This window comes from Lacticaseibacillus styriensis, assembly GCF_030770295.1.
GTDB classification, from domain to species: Bacteria; Bacillota; Bacilli; order Lactobacillales; family Lactobacillaceae; genus Lacticaseibacillus; species Lacticaseibacillus casei.
The window spans coordinates 14,875-34,007 of the sequence record NZ_CP132483.1; the positions used below are offsets into that span (position 1 = coordinate 14,875).

The window sequence follows — 19,133 nt, forward strand, 5'->3', positions numbered from 1 at the left end:
AGGTCACTTATACTCCGGCTCCTAAACGCGCCGGTTCACGCTCGGCATAACGCGTTCGCTGGCGCAGGAGCCTGTGTATAAGAACCTTGGTCGCAATGGTCAAAGCCCGACCATCCCGCCCAAGGCCACTTATACTCCGGCTCCTGAACGCGCCAGCTCACGCTCAGCAAAAGGGAGTGTGTACCATGAAAAAAATCTGGATCAATATTTTCTGGGGCCTGCTAGTCGTTGGCTTCTGGCTCTACCAAGTCTTCTGGCCGGTATTCTGGAACCCGATCAGTAAGTTCTACGGCAATGTCGCTTTGTACACCATTGCACTCATCGCTTTGGGATTTGCGATTCGGGCAACCTTGAAGGGATATGGTCGGCAGAAAGCTTGAGAAAAATTTTGTACGGCGTAAGGACACTTGAAACTTCCACAGTGATTGTGTGGAACTTCGGGTGTCTTTTTTTGGTTTAAAGCGTGGAGACCATCAATTAGCAAGGTTAAACGATTAAATCGACGTTAATTGGCCAAAAGCCAACGTTTATTTTTTCTTCGCCAAAGAATGGCAGTTTATGCATAAACTGGAAAAGCGAAGATGACTTTGTAAGAGACCTTACATCAATGATGTATTTAGTTTCGATGCTGGCATTCATTGCCATTACCAATCACTCAGAGAAAAGGAGAAGCTATATGACACCAAAACCTAAATCTGTTCTGGTCGTCGTCGCAGTGTGTGCCGTTGCGGTCTATTGAACACAAATATCAACACCAATCCTAACAATTGGTTCAATCCCGTTCTAATCTTGATTTGCTTGCTTTTGGGAACTGGCCTCGGTCTTGCCTATTATTTCTATTCGAGGAAATATCGATAATTCTCACCTTGGAGAACATGACTTAAGAATTAAGTGCCAAGAAAGATTTGGCCTATTTCGTTGGAGAACAATCCCTTATGTTTCGAAGGCTGTTTTTTTGGTTGATTTGTGGCCTGCTCAATGTTGTTATTCGAATGTTGCTTGGTGATACATTCGGACAGGCCATGCTGAATATATTAACGATTATTCCGCTTATTTGGTTTGTCGTGTCCGTGGCGGAAATAACGGTCAACCTTTTTGGAAGAAAAGATCATTTGTGACCATGTTTAATCGGAATTAATGTATGCCGGTTTTTTTTAGAATTGGCATCAAGACGACACTTTTTCCAGGGTGTTGTCTTTTTTTTGCCAAAAATATCAGTTGACACCACTAACCAACAAATGATAAGGTAACAGTCGCTTCTTAATCGTAATGGTTACGTTTTAGAAAGCGAGGTAGGTAGTTTCAAAAATAGCAATCACTCACTGACCGCATGTCTATAGGTAGAAGCGATCATTCACAACTGAATAGCAAAAGGTCACTAACGCTTGCTCAGCCTGATTTTCAAGCTGACGAAAGCTCAAAGGGGGTCATTTATGTTTGCACTTGTCTGTTTCCTGATCATGCTGCCGATGATCTTTAGCGTACCGCTGTTATACGTGGGTATGTTACCTCGCTCGCGGCAGCAGCCGGCACTTTTAACCATGAGCGTTGCGTTGATGGTGGCGATCGGCTGCTGGTTGGTGTTTGGGAATTACCTGGCGTTTGGCACCAATCTGTTACAGGTTAATCGTTTTGCGGATTTGCTGGGTGGTTTGGTGCAGATGGATTTTTACTTATATGCGATCGCCATGTTGATCGGGACCGTTGTTGGTTTTAAACATGGCCGTTACTTGGTGATTTTTGTGCCGGTTTGGACGGCGTTGGTTTACTGCCCACTCGCGCATTGGCTATGGTCGGATGGTGGTTGGTTGCAGCGACTGGGTGCACTGGATTTTTCCGGCGGTATTGTCGTGCATCTGACGGCAGGGCTGACCAGTCTTGTCTTGGCAAAGTCGTTGACCCGCAGTCGTGAGGCGGTTGTGGCGAATGATTTTCGTACAGATTATGCCGCAACGATCATGATACTGGTGGGCTGGTTAGGCTTTAATTTAGCGCCGGTGGGTAGTCTGAATGCCGAGGCTTTGCAGGTGCTGATCAAAACGCTCATTGCGGTTTTGGCGGCGATTGCCGGCTGGTGCTGGTTGACGTATCGGCGAACGCAATCGGTGAGCTTAGGTGATTTACTGAATGGCATTTTATGCGGATTGGTGACGAGTACGGCTTTGGTCGGCTATGTCGGCGCAGGCACCATGGCCGTAGTCGCCGTTGTTTCCGGCGGGTTATGTCAGACGGCGGTCGTGCAGATGCAACATGCTAAAAGATTCTACGATGCAGTTGATTCTTTTGCGATTAATGCGGTTGGCGGATTGACTGGCGTTATCGGGCTGATTGTGGCGCGAATGGTGATGCGTCAAGATGGTGTCCGTTTTGCCGGCGTGGAGCTTTTGGCGGTCTTGTTGGCGGTCGGTTTGGCCGTTGTCGGCACCATTTTGGCTCAGGCTACGGCGCATGTGAGTGAAACCGGCCTGAATCGCTTAACGGTGCGTGACAGTAAGCGTCTGGATTGACATAAGGAGATAAAAACATGAATCAAATTACGATTATTGGTGGCGGGGCAGCCGGAATTGGCGTCGGCGTCATTTTGAAACAATTAGGTTGTCAGCAATTTCAGATTTTGGAGCAAGGTGAGATTGGCGAAAGTTTTCGCAACTGGCCAAAAGAAACCCGTTTTATCACGCCATCATTTACCAGCAATGGTTTCGGCATGCCGGACTTAAATGCTGTTACCATGGAGACGTCGCCGGCCTATACGCTGGGAACCGAACATCTTAGCGGGCCTCAGTTTGTCGATTATTTGAAGCTGGTGGCAGAGACTTATACGTTACCGATTGCCGAACATACACGTGTTGGCGCCATTACAGCCAACGCCGACAGCTACACCATTGAGACCGATCACGGTGTCGTTGAAAGTAAATATCTGATTATGGCAGTCGGGCAATTCGCTTTTCCGAAGTTAACCGATCACCCTGAAAATGTCATTCACTATCAGCAGGTGCATTCTTGGCAGGATTTGCCAGGGGAAACCCAAATTGTCATCGGTGGCAATGAAAGCGGCGTGGATGCTGCGATCAATCTGGCCACGCTTGGGCATAAAGTTTTGATGATCACGGAATCGACCGGCTTAAACGCTGCTTCACCTGATCCCAGCATCCGCCTGGCTCCATACACTCGGCGTCGGTTCTTGGATTTGCCGCCAGCAGTTGCGGATCGGATCACCTTACAACAAAATGCAACCTTAAAAACGGTGACCAGCGATTCCCCATCACAGTATCAGTTGTGGTTCACCGACGGCCGCACCATCACGACGCCATACAAACCGATCCTGTGCACGGGATTTAACCCGGGCCCGCTAAAATTATGGCCGGAACTTTTCGAAAGTGCTGATGGCGAAATCAAGTTAAGTGACGTTGATGAATCGACCCGCGCCAAAAACGTGTTTGTTGTCGGTCCGGACGTTCGCCACCAAGAAGCGATCTTTTGCTACATTTACAAGTTTCGCCAACGGTTTGGTGTCATCGTGAATGAAATAGCCGCACGGGAAAAATGGGACATTGGCGATTTTGTAACGGTGAGTCGTGCCAACAGTTTCTATCTTGACGATTGCGACACATGCGATGTGGCGTGCGATTGCTAGGATTCAATGCATCTGCCGCGTCGTTGCATTGCCTGTTGCGCTGAAGACGCGGCAATGCAATGACCACAACAACCATAAAAAGAAGCCTCCGAATCTATGCACTTGCAAAGATTCAGAGGCTTCTTTTGGTTCCCGCGGTATTTTTAGGTTGGTATCCGAAAATAGGATCCCAAGACGTGATTAAGGGTGGGTAAAATTACCGATGGATATAAGTGTAGCTGCTTGCGCCAGAGATGGTCTGGGTGTTCGGGCCGGTTGGTGAGCTGAAGCCCATGCCGCCTTGGGAAATGGTGACGCTGTCGCCGGAAACAGATTGAACGTAAGCAACGTGACCATATTGACCATCAGCAGTCCATTGGCCGCCAACGGATTGGCCAGCAGCGAAGACAATGATTGAGCCGGCTGCCGGTGTGTGGTTAACCGTGAAGCCTGCAGCTGCAGCGGAAGCGCCCCATTCAGCGCCGTTGCCCCAGCCATTGCCTGCCCATGAAGCAACAGACTTAACATACCAGGTGCACTGACCCCAAGGATAAGTGTTGGCTGAACTACTGTAATCAGCATGGCTGCCGCTACCTGAATTGGTGTTGTTGCTGATGACGGATGATGAGGCACCGCTGTTGGAAGAAGTGCTGGTTGTGGAGAGGGTGCTTTGGCTTGAAGCAGCCTTATTTGTTGAACTGCTGCTGTCGGCACTCTTGCTTGATGCAGAACCGGTCGATGCAGCGACTGTCTTCAAAGCAGCTTGAGTTGCCGCAGCGGTCTTTTCCTGTTCTTGGGCGAACTGGCTCTGCAATGCAACCAATTCGTCACGGTGATCATTGATTTGCTTGTTCAAGGCATCCTGCTTGTCGCTAGCTGTCTTTTGCAAGGTAACCAACTGAGACTTCTGGGTTTCAAGCGATGACTTGGTTGAAACCAACGTCTGACGCGCTGTTTCCTGTTGGTTCTTCAGTCCTGCCAGTTTGTCCTTGGCAACGGTCACAGCGTCCAGCGCTTCCTTGCTGGCTTGGCTGAGTTTGCCAACGGTCATGGTGCGGGCGATCAAGTCCGAAAGACTTTGTGAGTTCAACACGAAGTCGATGTAGACATTGCCGCTAACCGAGCTACCAGCCTTCTTTTGAAGGGAAATCAGTTGGTCTTTCAAGTTGTTCTTCCGTGCCGTCACATTCTTTTGGGCAGCCGTGATTTGGCCGCTCAATGATTTGATCTGGGCATCTGTTGCACTGATCTTGGCTGTGGCATCACTGATTTGCGAATTCTTATCATCAATCTGCTTGTTAAGATTGATGACCTCAGTGTTGGCTGCTTCGATTTGTTTTAATAAATCGTTCGTTTCGCTTTTGTTAGAAGCGATGCTGGCACTTGTGTCAGCGAAAACCGGTGTTACGGCGCTGGCAGAACCTGCTAAGGTAACTGCGGCAACCAATGTAATCATAGCTTTATTGAATTTCATTTTGACCTCACCCTTAATTAATTAACTAAAGGCTACTTTACCGTGTCAATGTTACGTCACCATTACAGAACTGTTAGGAGTTGTTCTCAATCTTCATCTGGCGGTCAAATTTACGTGATTTTAGGTTTTTATTCGGCAGTTTTGGTGAATTTTGGATGAAAAAAAGCAGCCGTGCGCTGCGACTGCATGACAAAATTGTAAGTTATTCGTTGGATTTAAGCGCTTCGACCATGTCAACCCGCTGAAGGCGCCGGTGGGTGAGCCAAGTGACAATGGCGGTGAACCCGATCATCAGCAGCGTGGCAGTGAGGTAGCCGGTGAAACTGATGGTCAGTGGGAAAACGACGTCGGCAGTTTCTGCCTGTTGCAAAATATACGCCGTTAAAAGGTTACCTAACCCATAGCCGAATAGAATCCCGACAATGGTCTGCACGATGCTTTCGCGACTGATGTACATGGTGACTTCACGATCGAAGAACCCCAGCACCTTGATCGTGGACAACTCCCGAATGCGTTCGGAAACGTTGATATTGTTCAGGTTGTACAGGACCACGAAGGATAAAACGGCACTCAAGAGAATGAAGATCAGGACAATCGGATCGAGCATGCCGCTCATGTTGCTAAGCGTCTTTTTCGCTGTGGTGGTGAAGCTGATGCCGACAATGGCGTGGTGATTCAAAAGACGCTTGGCTAGCCGGTCGTTTTGCTTAGTAGTTTGCGGTCGTAAGCGGACGAGCAAAGTATTGGGATTAGTGTGCTGACCGGCAAGTTGCCGATAGCTGGTGTTTGAGAGATAGGTAAAATGACCGACATAGTTTTTGGCGATGCCTTTAATCTTAAAGCTATGTTTCTTGCCATCCGTTGTGGTGATTTTTAAGCGATCGCCAGTGCCGACTTTAAGTGATTTGGCCACTTTGCTGGTAATAACGATGCCGGAACGCGGCAACGTCAGCTTTTGGTTGGTTTTGGTTGAGCGGAGGCTAACGTACGGTTCAAGGGAGCTGCCGCTTGATGGGGCAAAGAGGTTAACATCGCTGATTTGGTGGCCATTGGCGCTGAGCTTGGCCACGGCACTGCTGACGGCGCCGGCGCTGCGATAGGCATTGCTTTTCTTCAAGACGGTGCGCGCTGCTGTAGGAGTTTTACCATCCGCCAAGCGAGCTATGGCTTGGTAATGAACCACATCATTGTATTGCAAGGTGCCCGTGGCAGTGATGGAATCCTTGATGCCGAAGCCGGTAAGAATTAAGGCGGTTCCGCCGGCGATGCCAAGAATGGTCATGATGAGCCGTGATTTATACCGGAAAAGGTTGCGGTAACTGACCTTTTGATTAAACGAAAGCCGCGACCATAACGGGGTGATCCGTTCGAGTAAAATGCGTTTAGCGGATTTAGGTGCCCGCGGACGCATCAAGGCTGCCGGTTTTTCGGTTAATTCGTTGCGGACAACGATGATGGCGGCGCCCAACGTGGCAATTAAGGCGAGTACGATCGACAAGGCAATGAGTGGCCATTGCAGTGTCACGACTTGTTTGAGTGGGATGTAGTTTTTATACAAACTCAAGACGATACGCGGAATGCTGAGATTGCCGGCAAAAACGCCGATGACTCCGCCGAATAACCCGGCCAGTGCTGCATACGCAAGGTAATTACGGGCAATGGCCCATTTGCCGTAACCGAGTGCTTTGAACGTGCCGATTTGTGCGCGGGCTTCTTCGACCATGCGACTGACGGTTGTAAAGGTGATGAGGGCAGCCACAAGGAAAAAGAACACCGGAAACACGTTGGCAATTGCGGCAATTCGATCCGCTGAACCGCCGTAGTCCCCAAATCCTGGCAAGTCATCACGGGTTTGCCAAGTGAGACTGGTGGATAGTTGCTTCTGCGCACGGGTAACGGCTTGTTTTTTCAGAGTTGCTTGTTGCTTCTGAATAGCGGCCTGCGCGGTGGTTGCAGCGGCACTGGCTGGCATACCTGCTGCGGTGGCCTGGGCAGTGGCCTTCTTGGTGGCGGCCTGCACAATTTTGGCTTCAATCATGGTTTGCAAATCTTTTTGTGCCTGTGCTTTGACGCGGCGTTTGACTTGTTTCATTTTGGCGGCAACCGCATCTTTGTAAGAAGAACTGAATGTGTCGCGCTTTTGCAGTCCCGGGAAGCGGATGTTCAATTGCGAGACGACGGGCATGTTCATTTGCTGATCAGGAATATAGGCAAAATACCGGACCGTGCCATCACCGATATTGGCGGATCCGCGACTGGTGTCTTCAATGTAGGCCGGGGAGTCCGCGAAGCCGGTGATCGTGTAAGTTCGCCGGTTGAGACCGCTGCTGCGGGCGAAGGTGTAATGCTGCCCGAGTTTGTAGCCGCTTTTTTTGGCGACTGAATCTAGCACGATTTCGTTATGGTGGGTCGGCAAGTGGCCGCTGGTCAGGTGGAGGCGGTTGATCGTGGCTGTTTTCCGATAGCCATACAAGGCGACGACATCGCTGGCCTTGCCACCAATTGCGTATTTGAACTTGACGGCTTCTGCCTGAGTGCCGCTAACCGATTGTGCTGCCTTGACCTGGGCTTTGGTGACGCCGGTAGTTGCCAGGAGCTGACTGTCAGCGAGATGATCGGCTTTAACAGTCGTGTTCAAGGAGTCCTTAAGCGCTGGCCCAGTCGCTTTGACCCCGACAAATAAAAGAACGCCAAGCATAATGATGATAACAATTGCGATGAATCGGCCCAATGAATCGCGAATGTTTCGCCAAAGATTTTTCGTTAATGGTTTCAAACTGATCACCTACCACTCAATGTCTGCGACTGGCGTTGGTGCGGCTTCGTCATGAATGTTGCGGACCTGCGCATCATTGATTTCGATTACCCGATCAGCCATTTTGGCAATCGCAGCGTTGTGGGTGATGATCAAAACGGTTTTATGATCTTTGCGGCTGGCATCCTGCAATAGTTGCAGCACTTGCTTACCGGTCTTGTAGTCAAGCGCGCCAGTGGGTTCGTCACACAGCAACAGCTTCGGATTTTTCGCCAAAGCGCGGGCAATGGCCACCCGCTGTTGCTCGCCGCCGGAAAGCTGCGAAGGAAAATTGTCCAGCCGCGCGCCTAAACCAACTTGCTGCAATACCGTGGTCGGATCCAACGCATCTTTCACAATGGACCCAGCCAGCTCAACGTTTTCCCTAGTCGTCAGGTTCGGGATTAGATTGTAAAACTGAAAAACAAAACCGACATTGTGCCGCCGAAAAGCCGTGAGTTGCTTATCGGAAAACGTCGCAATGTCAGTCCCGTCAATCCAGACCTCCCCTTCTGTGGGCGAATCCATTCCACCCAAAATATTCAGCAGCGTCGACTTGCCCGCACCGCTGGGGCCAAGAATGACCGTCAGCTTGCCTTGATCCGCGGTAAAGTTGATATCCTGATTGGCGGTAATGGTGGTTTCACCCATTTTGTAACGTTTGGATTCATGTTTGACTTCGATATATGCCAATATTAAAAAACCTCCTGCAATCGCATTGAGCTGGGCATGTGCTTCCGCTGTGCTCATAAACTCAACACGTTGTTCATTGAATGACATTATGTTAGATTAAAAGTGTTCGTTCAAGCACAGAAACGGAAAATCTGTTTTGAAATGAACACTTTGTTGAAATCATGTTGGTTTAGAGGTGAATGTTGATGTCAGGGACACGGGACAATCGCCGGGTTCAGTATACGGTGAGTCGGTTTAAGACCGCCTTACTGCAGATTTTGGAAACCAAGGCGCTGGATGACGTCACCGTGACGGAGATTTGTCGCCAGGCGGATCTGAATCGCGGAACCTTTTACTTGCACTTCCAGTCACCCTTGGCTTTATTCGAACAGATTGAAACCGATTTACTCAATGAAATCCAACCGTATCTCAGTGTTAAAATAGACGATATGACCAGGATGTTGGTGCCGATTCTCAAGGTCATCATGCAACATCCGCAAGCCGCAACGATTCTTTTAACCACACCGGATAGTTCGGTTTTACAAAAAATCGTGCGGCCGATTCAGGCACAAACGCAGTCACGTTATCAAACTTGGTACGGCGAGACCGATAAAGATCATCTCGATTATTATTATACGTTCTTCATTAATGGGGCCGTGGGTGTATTAACCATGTGGCTGAAGCATGGCATGCAAGAGCCGCCGGAGCAGATTGCGAAGGTGATCGAGAACGTGGTTACCAAAGGGGCGCCGCACTAACTAATTCGTTTATGGGAGAAAAAGATGCGAAATGTAAAATTAATTGCCAGTGATATGGACCAGACGCTGTTAACCAGCAAAGGCGTCTTACCACCGCACTTTGATCGTTACTTACACCGGCTTCATCAGGCAGGCATCGAATTCGTCGCTGCCAGTGGCCGACCGTTATATACGCTGCAGGAAACTTTTCCACACTTCAGCCAGCACATCTCGCTGGTTTGCGATAATGGCGGTTTAGTGGCAACGCATGGCCATATCATCGGAAAAAGTTTGATTTCCGCGGCCAAGTATCGCGAGATTGTGTCATTCATTCTTGAAAAAACCGATGGCGTTCCGGTGCTATGTGCCTTGGATGCCGCGTATATCAATGCGGTTGATGCCAAATACGCACCGGCGCTGTTGCCGTTTTACCACAAGCTCAAAAAGGTGCCGAATTTGCTGGATATGTCGCTAGAAGTCGATAAGGTCACGATTTATTTTCCCAATGCGGATAGTCGCAAGAATGCTGATCGCTATTTTCGGCCGGTGTTTGGTCAGGATTATACGGTTCAGGTGAGTGGCGAAACTTGGTTGGATATTCAAAATCTTGGCGTGAACAAAGGCCGCGGGATGCGGATTTTGAGTCGGCATTTTGATATTCCGACTGCCCAGATGATGGCGTTTGGTGATTATGATAATGATATTCCGATGCTCGAGACGGTTGGTTACAGTTATATAATGGCGAATGCGACGCAGGGTATGGCACAGCATGCCAAATATCGTACCCGTAGCAATGATGAATATGGCGTTTTACATGTGATGGATCAAGTCTTGCAGGCGCAGGAAGGCTAGGCGAGCGCATGGCGGCAATCGGGATGCGCGTGGTGATCGGCGGTTATGGGTTTGTGATGCTGCTGGTTGCTTGGCAGGCATGGCAAGCCAAACAAGGTAACCCGCTTTTCAATCAGCTAACGGCGCTGGCTGCGGTTTTGGTACTGACAGCGGCGGTGATTCCGGATAAGGTCAACGCGGTCATCGTTTTGCTGATCGGGTTGCTGGGTTTGTCCGCAGTAGCGTGGCTTAATGGGATAGCGATGTACGGCAAGCCGCACGTAAGCCATCATATGGTAAGATTATTGGTACATTTGGTTTTGTTTGGGTTAGCGGTTTGGTTGTTATAACTGAATCATTTGTACGATATGCGTTAGAAAAAACTTCTCAGCAATCATTTGCACATTGCAACATGATCGCTGAGAAGTTTTTTTGTTTGATAGTGTCAAAATTTCATTAAAAATAGGCTTGGGCGAACAGCTTGGCGGCCAACAGGAAAGCCAAAACCGCAATGATGACGCGTAGTAACTGCACTGGCAGACGCCGGGCGATGATGGGTCCAATATAGCCGCCGATGAAAAGGCCGATGCCGAGGGGAATGACCATGAGCCATTCGATTTTGGTCGTGAAAGCGTATATGACGGTGGCGATGCCATTGGCCGCAAAGCCGGTCAGATTTTTCATTGAATTGGACACGATGAAGGGCTGATCCACGGTCAGGGTCAACGTTGCCAACATCACGACGCCGGCAGCAGCACCGAAGTAACCGGCATAGGCTCCGGTCACGAAGATAACGATGGTTTGGGCAGCTTCTTGCCGAAATGTCAGGCGGCGCGCCGGTTCGTCCGGGCGGTGTTCCTGTGTAGGCAGTTTGCCGCTGAACAACAATAACAGGCCCGCAGCAATAATGAAGAACGGGACAATTTTTTCAAAAGTCGATGCAGGTGCAATCAGCAACAAGGCGCTGCCGAAAATGCTGCCAAGCGAAACTAACAGGATGAGCCGCCACAGAAATTTGCCGCGCCCATGCAGTTCAGGCAGGGATGAAACTGCTGAGCCGACACCGGTGAATACCAAGGCGGCGGTGTTGGTCACGTTGGCAATCACCGGCGGCACCCCAATGGCCAGCAGCGCGGGATAAGAAACCAGCGAAGCCAGCCCAGCCAACGTGGCCGTCAAGCCAGCACCGATGCCGGCAATGAGTAGGAAAATAAAAATTGCGAGAGTCATGAATCCTCCTCAAAAAGAATGAGCGTGAGCCGGCGCGGTTAGAAACCGGAGTGTAAGTGGCCTTGGGCGTGATGGCCCTGGCTTAGGCCATTGCAACCAAGGTCCTTACACGCAGGTTTCTGCGCCGGGGAGCGCGTTAAAGTGAACCTGAGCAAAACCACATAGTTTTATTTTATACGCAAACCAACCACCGTTGTGAGTCATAACCCACAGAACTACCGGAACAGAAGGCTACACCATGTGTGCACGCCACCAACTACTTTGGCGATAAAGCCTTAATCGTTGCGGTAATACTGTGATTCACGGTATCGGCGTCTAGTGGCTGATTGAAGTATAAAAATCCCAGAATCAAACCGCTGGTAGTCGACCAGATAGCTCTTAAAATATCTTCAAACGGCCAGTCGACCAGCACCCCCTGTTGTTTCAGGACGGTTAAATCATGCGTCATCGTCTGCCAATATTGGGCTGTGAAGTTGCCAATGACCTGTTCACGAACTTGCGTGTCATTCAACAATTCCGATAGCACGATTTTGATAATTTGCGCATTCGCCTGCAAAAAAGTAAGGCGATCTTTGATTAAAACGGTTAGAAAAGTTTCCAATGACACATAATCTTGATTCAACCGAGACTTAATGAAGTCATCCAATTCGGCCGGGAACATCTGGTCGAGTACTGGTGTAATAATGGCATTCAACAAGCCACGTTTGTTGGTGAAGCGACTGTAAATATTACCTTCGGCGACCCCGGCCCGCGCGGCGATTTCCTTCGTACTGGTTGCGGCGAACCCCTTCTCGGCAAACACATCAATGGCGGCGATGATAATCAGTTTCTGTTTAGCCGTGAAATCATTAAATAATTGCGCTTGATGCAACATGTCATCAGTTGAATTGGCCATGTACCAGGATCCTTTCTTAAAATGGATTAAGTGAAAACTTAAAGCCGGCAGTGTGGTTTTATTATAGCACGCGATGAGTGCCGTCAGTAGGGGCTTTAGGCAATAAGTTAAGCCAGCCTAACCTTTTTCTTGACCTCACTTGGGGAGGGTGTATATTTATGTCGGACGATGTTGAGTGATAACTCAAGCGAGACCCAAATTTCAAACCAATGGAAAGAGGGCTTTATATCATGGAAAAAGAAAATAAAAACTCAAAACGTGAGCGGATCATTCACTTTGAAGACACGCCGAGTAAAAGTCTAGATGAAGTTAATGGCAGTGTTGAAGTGCCGCACAATGCCGGTTTTTGGCGGACACTAGTCGCTTATACCGGACCGGGCATTCTGGTTGCCGTGGGTTACATGGATCCCGGTAACTGGATTACCAGTATTGCCGGCGGGGCTTCATTCAAGTACTCACTGCTTTCAGTTATTTTGATTTCCAGTTTGATCGCGATGTTGCTGCAGGCAATGGCGGCAAGGCTGGGAATTGTGACCGGTAAGGACCTGGCGCAGATGACGCGCGAGCATACCGGACGTGTCATGGGCGGTTTTCTTTGGGTTGTTACCGAATTAGCAATTATGGCAACAGATGTAGCCGAGATTATCGGGTCGGCCATTGCGCTAAAACTGCTTTTCAAGATGCCGCTAATTGTCGGCATTATCATTACTACGGCAGATGTTTTAATTCTGTTACTACTCATGCGCCTCGGCTTTCGAAAAATCGAAGCGGTGGTTGCTACTTTAGTCCTCGTCATTCTGCTGGTTTTCGCCTATGAAGTCATTTTGGCCCAACCCAACGTGCCGGAAATGTTAAAAGGCTACGTGCCACACGCTGATATTGTTACCAATAAATCCATGTTGTACCTTTCACTAGGGATCGTGGGTGCGACGGTCATGCCGCATGATCTTTTCCTTGGATCATCGATTTCCCAGACGCGTAAAATTGATCGCAGCAAGCCAGACGATGTCAAACGGGCGATTAAGTTTTCAACGATTGATTCCAACTTGCAACTGACGATGGCGTTTATCGTGAACTCATTACTGTTAATTCTTGGAGCGGCGCTTTTCTTCGGCACCAATAGCTCATTAGGCCGCTTTGTAGATCTTTTCAATGCCTTAAGCAATTCACAGATTGTCGGCGCCATTGCCAGCCCGATGCTTTCCATGTTATTTGCGATCGCATTGCTGGCATCCGGACAAAGCTCAACGATCACCGGGACGCTAGCCGGCCAGATTATTATGGAAGGTTTCATTCATCTGAAAATGCCGCTCTGGGCACAGCGCATTCTGACGCGGCTCATGTCCGTCACGCCGGTCTTGATTTTCGCCATTTATTATCACGGCAACGAGGCCAAGATTGAGGGACTGCTGACATTCTCGCAGGTTTTCCTAAGCGTTGCGCTGCCGTTCGCGGTCATCCCGTTGGTGCGCTACACCAGCGACAAAAAGATCATGGGCGAGTTTGCCAACCACGCCTGGGTCAAGTGGCTGGCGTGGCTCATCAGCGCGGTGCTCATTATCTTGAACCTTTACTTGATTGCCCAGACGTTGGGCTTTGTTAAATAAATATGAAAGCATGCAAAAAGGCCACTGGGCGGGATTTTGTCCAGTGGCCTTTTGAGTAAACTAGAAAGCGCATTATGGTGAGTACCGAGACTGTGATACGATTTAGCGAGAGAACGAGTAAAAAAGGAGGATCATCGCATGACAATCCAAGAAAAAATGCACAATGGCGCACTCTACCAGCCGATGGATGCGGATTTGCAAAAAGAACAGCTGGCCGATATTGATGAAGTGGCCGTGTATAACCGCATTCCAGCAACCCATCAGGAAGAACGTTTCGCCCAGCTTAAAAAGATGTTTGCAGAAATCGGTGAAAGAAGTTACGTCGAAGCGCCGTTCTATTCTAACTTTGGTGGCGCCCATGTTCATTTTGGCAGTGGGATTTATGCCAACTTTAATTTAACGTTGGTTGATGATACACATATTTACGTGGGTGATCGAACCATGTTTGGTCCCAACGTAACTTTGGTAACCGCCACCCATCCGATTGATCCGAGCCTGCGTGAACAAGGGTACCAATACAATAAGCCGATTCATGTCGGCCGGAATTGCTGGTTTGGCGCGAATGTCACGGTCATGCCTGGCGTGACGATCGGCGATAACAGTGTCATCGGTGCTGGCAGTTTAGTCACGCATGATATTCCGGCTAATGTCGTGGCATTTGGTTCACCGTGTCGGGTTGTTCGTGAGATTACGGATGACGATCGGAAGACGTATGATCATGGGAAGCCGATTGACATTGAGTCGCTTTGAAATGGACAGCACGAACCTTTAGGGGGCTGAACATGACTTTTACATTTGACGGTTTAGTGAAGGAGTCAGCCGAACACGCTGGGCTTAAAAGAAACCAATTCGACAGACAAGATATTGAAGACTATGTGGTTTATAACATCTCAAATATCCAGTCAAGTTTAGAAAGTTTGCAGGCCTTTAATACGCTCTCGTCACTGAGTATTCTCTTTGAGGAATTCGGTGTTCCGTTGAGAATCTCGGTGATGATGAAAGACAATAAGACTAAAGTTGATTACGTAACAGTCAGGTTGTCGAAAGTTGAATACGATGAGGCTTCGCAGAAAGTTAAATCAATGGTTGAACGTGCTTTGAGGCGAAAAGCGGAGGGAGAAGAGTAGTATTTCTGAAATATCAGTGTTTCGCTGAGTAGACGATCATAATTTTGCTTTCATCAACATACTCTCACTAAGGTTGTTTTTGGTATAACGCATCAGTGCAATCTTCATCAAATTAATGGTCAAATATGACAGATCTAGATCATGAAAACATCTTTCCGCTAGCTCTTTTTGGTAGTAGAAATGAATTTTCATGATCTTTTTTCTAAAGTGCATACGTAAAGCAACTTTTTAAAAATCCGCACCCCAACCAGTGCTATCATAAAAATAATTGAAAGGAAGCGGGTCTATGAATCAGTTTGTGAACCATTCGAGTTGTACCGCGTTGCTGGTTGGCAAGAAGGCGTCGGTTGACGGGTCGACCATGATTGCCCGGAATGAGGATGCGGCTGGCGGGATTAATCCTAAGCGTTTTATTGTCGTGAAGCCGGATGAGCAGCCGCAACGGTATGTGTCGACGTTTAATGGGTTTCAGTTGGATTTGCCGCAGTCACCACTGCAGTATACCTGTACGCCGGTGGCCGACACGAGCGATGGCACATGGGGCGAGGCTGGAATCAATAGCGACAATGTGGCGATGAGTGCCACCGAGACCGAATTTACGAATACCACGATGCTGGGACTGGATCCGCTTGAGCCGGACGGTATTGGCGAAGAAGCCATGCTGACGGTGGTGTTGCCATACATTCACAGCGCACGTGAAGGCGTGCAGCGTCTGGGTGACTTGGTGACCAAGTATGGCACTTGTGAAAGCAACGGCATTGCCTTTTCCGATGCGAACGAGATTTGGTATTTTGAAACGGTTGGCGGCCATCATTGGGCGGCTGAACGCATTCCCGACGACAGTTATGTCCTCGCGCCGAACCAGACTGGGATTCAGGAAATTGATTTTAATGCGCCGGAACATTTTCAATACAGTGCCGATTTGAAAGACTTTGCTGATCGCTATCACTTGAATAAGGCCAAGGAAGGCTTTAATTTTCGCGATATTTTCGGTGAAGATACCCAGGCGGATCACTACTACAACACGCCGCGTGTCTGGTATGCCCAGAAAATGCTGAATCCGGAAGTTGAGCAAGACCCCGAAAGTCGGACGATGCCGTTTAGTCGGGTGCCTAATCACCTGATTTCGGTTGAAGATGTGGCGCTGGTGTTGAGCAGTCACTATCAAGCCACCGAGTTTGATCCGTATGGGCAGACAGGCACGCCGGAAACCCGCAAGCGTTACCGGCCGATCGGGATGAATCGGAATCAGGAGATGCATATTTTGCAGATTCGGCCGAACATACCAAAAGCGCACGCGGCGATTCATTGGCTTGCGGAAGGCGTCAACATCTTCAACACGCCGGTACCGTTCTTCGCCAACTGCACGACCACGCCGGATAACTTCCAGTACACGCCGACCGATAAAAGTTCGACGGCCAGCTTTTATTGGCTGAACAAGCTGATTGCGATGGTTGCCGATCCGTTGTTCGCTGAGCACAATTGGGATGCCGAAGTAGCTGTTTCGGAAAGCCGCAAGTTTGGTTTCGCAGCAGGGCGCGCAGCAGTGGCGAAAGGCGACGAAGGATTTTCTGATGTGAAACCGGAGGACCTGCCAGCTTGGCACGATGAACTGAATGCCGAAACCGCCGCAACGATCACGAACGATTTGCAATACTTACTGCATCGGTTGGTTTGTATTCGGGCAGAGAAAATGACGCCGACGTTTGAAAAAGGTGGCGAGCTATAAAAAACGGCTGACTTTTGCCGTGAATGCGCGTCAAACACAGTCACATAGCTTAACACGTTCACCAAAAAAAGCCCAATCGTACTGATGAGTTCTCATCAATGCGGTTGGGCGTTTATAATGGTCGAGAAGATGTTTCAGAAAAGACAACGGAGCAGAAAGAAGGTCAGCTCATTAAAAATACAAAAACAGAACGCTGGATCGGTTTGATTGTCGGACTTGTGCTGAATGCTGCCGGAAACGGACTTTGCATTGTCGGCGCAATGGGCAGCGGACTGTGGACGGCAGCAGCGATTAACCTCAATGATTGGCAAGGCTGGAATATTGGCGCCGTGCTGTTCACGTTTGGGGTGATTAACGCTTTAACCAACTTAGTGCTCATTCACCATTGGGATTGGCCGCGCTTGATAGGCGAAGTCATTTACACGCTGTTTTTCAGCTCCTTCGTCAATGTCTTTACTTCGGTATTTACGTGGCTGGGCCTTGGCAACTGGTCGGTGCTGGCCCGAATTTTTGTTTCCTGCTTCGGGGTTTTCTGCTTTTGCGTGGCGATTTCACTTTATCAGCGCGCCAACATTATCATGCATCCTAACGATGACACCACCAATATTTTGCGATTTCTGTATTTCAAAGGCAACGCAACCGCCTCACAGATTGCCGATTTCATTCCACCTATCATCGTGGCTATTGTGGCTTGGATCGCGACCGGTAAACTGCTGGGGATTAATGTTGCAACGTTGTTCTCGTTTTTGGGCAATGGTATCATCATTGCATGGGCCGACGAGCATGTTTGGCCGCGGTTGAAACATAACTTTAAGGTAACGCCTGATGGGCAGGCGTGAAAAAAATCTTTGTTTGTTAGGAAGGCGTCCGAAATGAAAAGAAAAGAATCAGTTTTAAGCCAACTGCCAGCGCTCATCGCGGATCCGACTACAACCGGGCCGGAGTTGGAAATTTTGAAACATGCCGAAGAGCGGAGACAAAAAGGCAACAATGAGGAAGGAATTGCCTACGAAATTAGAACCGGCTTGCAACCCTTAGCGATTGGCCAAAAATTGTCGCCTAAGGTTGTCGACTTTCTGACCCAGGTTGCGGCGCAATATCTTGGTATGGGTAATAGAGGTAACATCATTTTTTATTAAGCGGTTCTTCAAGATAGTTCCACTTCTAGCCGTTTGCATCAGTTGCTATTACTTTTCTCATAGGTAAACATCAACACCCGATCATGCTGGTAATAACTTTTCAGCGTGATCGGGCTCAGCATTTTCCATTAGATTTCGGTTGCAACCTTCTTAGTAAATAGTACACTAACATTAATATACTAATGACGGAGGGACCGGAATGAACGATGAGCTGACGATTCGAAGTGGCATCCATGATGTCATGCCAACGGTGTTTGGCTATATTACGGTGGGGATGGCTTATGGGATTGTGGCAAAAACCGGCCACTTGTCGCTGCTGATGATCGGGCTCATGTCGCTGATCGTGTATGCCGGATCGGCGCAATTCGTATTGGTAAGCATGTTGGCTGCCGGCAGCCCGGTTGGCGCCATGGTGATTTCGACTGCCTTGATTAACGCGCGGATGAGTTTGATGTCCATGACCGTGGCACCTTATTTAAAAGATGAATCGATGACTCAGAATGTGCTGATCGGTACCTTGCTGACAGACGAAAGTTTTGCGTTGTCGATGAACAAACTCAATTACACTAACCACCATCTGAATGCGCCATGGTTCCATACGGTCAATGTCGGGGCTTACTTAGTATGGTTTGTTGCGAGTCTTTTAGGTGCCGTCATCGGCGGGATGATTCCCAATCCGGACAATTTCGGCTTGGACTTTGCCGTTGTCGCGATGTTCATCGGGCTGCTTTACCTACAGATGATTACGGATCGGTCAAAACCGTTCCTGCGGCATTTGAGTGTCGCCGGAGTGGTCGCTGTCGCCATGGTGCTGCTGGTGCGTTATTTACCCGGCACAACGGCGATTATTGTCGCAACGGTGATTGGTTGTTTATTTGGAATGGGGGTAGAACGTCATGCAAAATCCTGACACATTGATCGCAATCCTGAGCTGTGGGCTAGCGACCTGGCTCTTGCGCGTGGTGCCAATCGTCTTAGTCAAACGCATGACGATCCCCAAGTGGCTGCTGCACTTCTTGAGTTTTGTTCCGGTAGCCATCCTCTCAGCCATTTTTGTAGAAAATCTCCTCGTCATCCACGTCGGTCACTGGCCTAGCGTCAACTGGCCCAATTTATTCGCGTCCCTGCCAGCCATCGGCGTTGCAATCATCACTAAAAGTTTATTCGCTGTCGTTGTCGCGGGGGTAGCTTCTATGGCTGTTTTGAGGTTGCTTGGTTGGGCTTGAGGAGTAAGGACTATGCGGTGTTGAGTCATAATTCAAAGTTGTTGAACAAAGGCGAATGA

19 protein-coding genes are annotated in these 19,133 nt (G+C 48.9%); 14 read left to right on the forward strand and 5 right to left on the reverse strand.

From position 1 onward, the window contains the following. Positions 1-185: 185 nt before the first annotated feature. The 3 genes from LACSTY_RS00070 (at position 186) to LACSTY_RS00080 (ending at position 3,634) form a co-directional block, all read left to right on the forward strand. On the forward strand, positions 186-380 hold the full coding sequence (locus LACSTY_RS00070) for a hypothetical protein (protein WP_010490250.1): 195 nt from the start codon (positions 186-188) through the stop codon (positions 378-380). A 1,053-nt stretch (positions 381-1,433) separates the two neighbouring features. Then, positions 1,434-2,507, forward strand: a complete 1,074-nt coding sequence (locus tag LACSTY_RS00075) for an ammonium transporter family protein (protein WP_087911231.1) — start codon at positions 1,434-1,436, stop codon at positions 2,505-2,507. Between the two features lie 17 nt (positions 2,508-2,524). Then, positions 2,525-3,634: an NAD(P)/FAD-dependent oxidoreductase gene (locus LACSTY_RS00080; RefSeq protein ID WP_087911232.1), complete on the forward strand. Its 1,110-nt coding sequence runs from the start codon at positions 2,525-2,527 to the stop codon at positions 3,632-3,634. 196 nt (positions 3,635-3,830) lie between these two features. Here LACSTY_RS00080 and LACSTY_RS00085 read toward each other — a convergent pair whose 3' ends face one another. The 3 genes from LACSTY_RS00085 to LACSTY_RS00095 form a co-directional block, all read right to left on the reverse strand. Next, entirely contained in the window at positions 3,831-5,087 is a 1,257-nt protein-coding gene (locus tag LACSTY_RS00085; protein WP_087911233.1) for a cell wall hydrolase P40, read from the reverse strand. A gap of 202 nt (positions 5,088-5,289) precedes the next feature. Next, positions 5,290-7,863: an ABC transporter permease gene (locus tag LACSTY_RS00090; RefSeq protein WP_087913206.1), complete on the reverse strand. Its 2,574-nt coding sequence runs from the start codon at positions 7,861-7,863 to the stop codon at positions 5,290-5,292. Positions 7,864-7,872: 9 nt separating this feature from the next. After that, positions 7,873-8,574, reverse strand: a complete 702-nt coding sequence (locus LACSTY_RS00095; RefSeq protein ID WP_087911234.1) for an ABC transporter ATP-binding protein — start codon at positions 8,572-8,574, stop codon at positions 7,873-7,875. A 185-nt stretch (positions 8,575-8,759) separates the two neighbouring features. Here LACSTY_RS00095 and LACSTY_RS00100 point away from each other — a divergent pair, with 185 nt between their 5' ends. The 3 genes from LACSTY_RS00100 to LACSTY_RS00110 are packed head-to-tail and all read left to right on the forward strand — an operon-like array spanning position 8,760 to position 10,471. Beyond that, positions 8,760-9,311, forward strand: coding sequence for a TetR/AcrR family transcriptional regulator (locus LACSTY_RS00100; RefSeq protein WP_049172009.1), 552 nt, complete (start codon positions 8,760-8,762; stop codon positions 9,309-9,311). 24 nt (positions 9,312-9,335) lie between these two features. Further along, positions 9,336-10,142 (forward strand): HAD family hydrolase, encoded by an 807-nt coding sequence (locus tag LACSTY_RS00105; protein WP_049172011.1) that lies wholly within the window; start codon positions 9,336-9,338, stop codon positions 10,140-10,142. An 8-nt stretch (positions 10,143-10,150) separates the two neighbouring features. Next, entirely contained in the window at positions 10,151-10,471 is a 321-nt protein-coding gene (locus tag LACSTY_RS00110) for a hypothetical protein (RefSeq protein WP_087911235.1), read from the forward strand. Positions 10,472-10,577: 106 nt separating this feature from the next. Here LACSTY_RS00110 and LACSTY_RS00115 read toward each other — a convergent pair whose 3' ends face one another. After that, complete coding sequence (locus tag LACSTY_RS00115) at positions 10,578-11,351, reverse strand: sulfite exporter TauE/SafE family protein (protein ID WP_087911236.1); 774 nt, start codon at positions 11,349-11,351, stop codon at positions 10,578-10,580. Between the two features lie 256 nt (positions 11,352-11,607). Beyond that, entirely contained in the window at positions 11,608-12,246 is a 639-nt protein-coding gene (locus LACSTY_RS00120; RefSeq protein ID WP_087911237.1) for a TetR/AcrR family transcriptional regulator, read from the reverse strand. 230 nt (positions 12,247-12,476) lie between these two features. On the opposite strand from LACSTY_RS00120, the gene LACSTY_RS00125 reads away from it, so the two are divergent. From LACSTY_RS00125 to LACSTY_RS00160, 8 genes are all read left to right on the forward strand, one after another. Then, on the forward strand, positions 12,477-13,853 hold the full coding sequence (locus LACSTY_RS00125) for an Nramp family divalent metal transporter (RefSeq protein ID WP_087911238.1): 1,377 nt from the start codon (positions 12,477-12,479) through the stop codon (positions 13,851-13,853). A 138-nt stretch (positions 13,854-13,991) separates the two neighbouring features. Continuing rightward, positions 13,992-14,603, forward strand: coding sequence for a sugar O-acetyltransferase (locus LACSTY_RS00130; protein WP_087911239.1), 612 nt, complete (start codon positions 13,992-13,994; stop codon positions 14,601-14,603). 32 nt (positions 14,604-14,635) lie between these two features. After that, a complete protein-coding gene (locus LACSTY_RS00135) occupies positions 14,636-14,980 on the forward strand; it encodes a hypothetical protein (RefSeq protein WP_087911240.1) in 345 nt (114 codons plus the stop codon). 286 nt (positions 14,981-15,266) lie between these two features. Further along, complete coding sequence (locus LACSTY_RS00140) at positions 15,267-16,709, forward strand: C69 family dipeptidase (protein ID WP_087911241.1); 1,443 nt, start codon at positions 15,267-15,269, stop codon at positions 16,707-16,709. 206 nt (positions 16,710-16,915) lie between these two features. Continuing rightward, entirely contained in the window at positions 16,916-17,548 is a 633-nt protein-coding gene (locus tag LACSTY_RS00145; RefSeq protein ID WP_087913207.1) for a DUF6198 family protein, read from the forward strand. Positions 17,549-17,581: 33 nt separating this feature from the next. Further along, positions 17,582-17,848 (forward strand): bacteriocin immunity family protein, encoded by a 267-nt coding sequence (locus tag LACSTY_RS00150; RefSeq protein ID WP_087911242.1) that lies wholly within the window; start codon positions 17,582-17,584, stop codon positions 17,846-17,848. 199 nt (positions 17,849-18,047) lie between these two features. Further along, positions 18,048-18,758 (forward strand): AzlC family ABC transporter permease, encoded by a 711-nt coding sequence (locus tag LACSTY_RS00155; RefSeq protein ID WP_010490210.1) that lies wholly within the window; start codon positions 18,048-18,050, stop codon positions 18,756-18,758. After that, the gene (locus LACSTY_RS00160; protein ID WP_010490208.1) at positions 18,745-19,074 is read left to right on the forward strand and encodes an AzlD domain-containing protein; all 330 of its coding nucleotides are present in this window, start codon (positions 18,745-18,747) and stop codon (positions 19,072-19,074) included. The genes LACSTY_RS00155 and LACSTY_RS00160 overlap by 14 nt, the downstream gene beginning before the upstream one ends. Positions 19,075-19,133 lie beyond the last annotated feature (59 nt).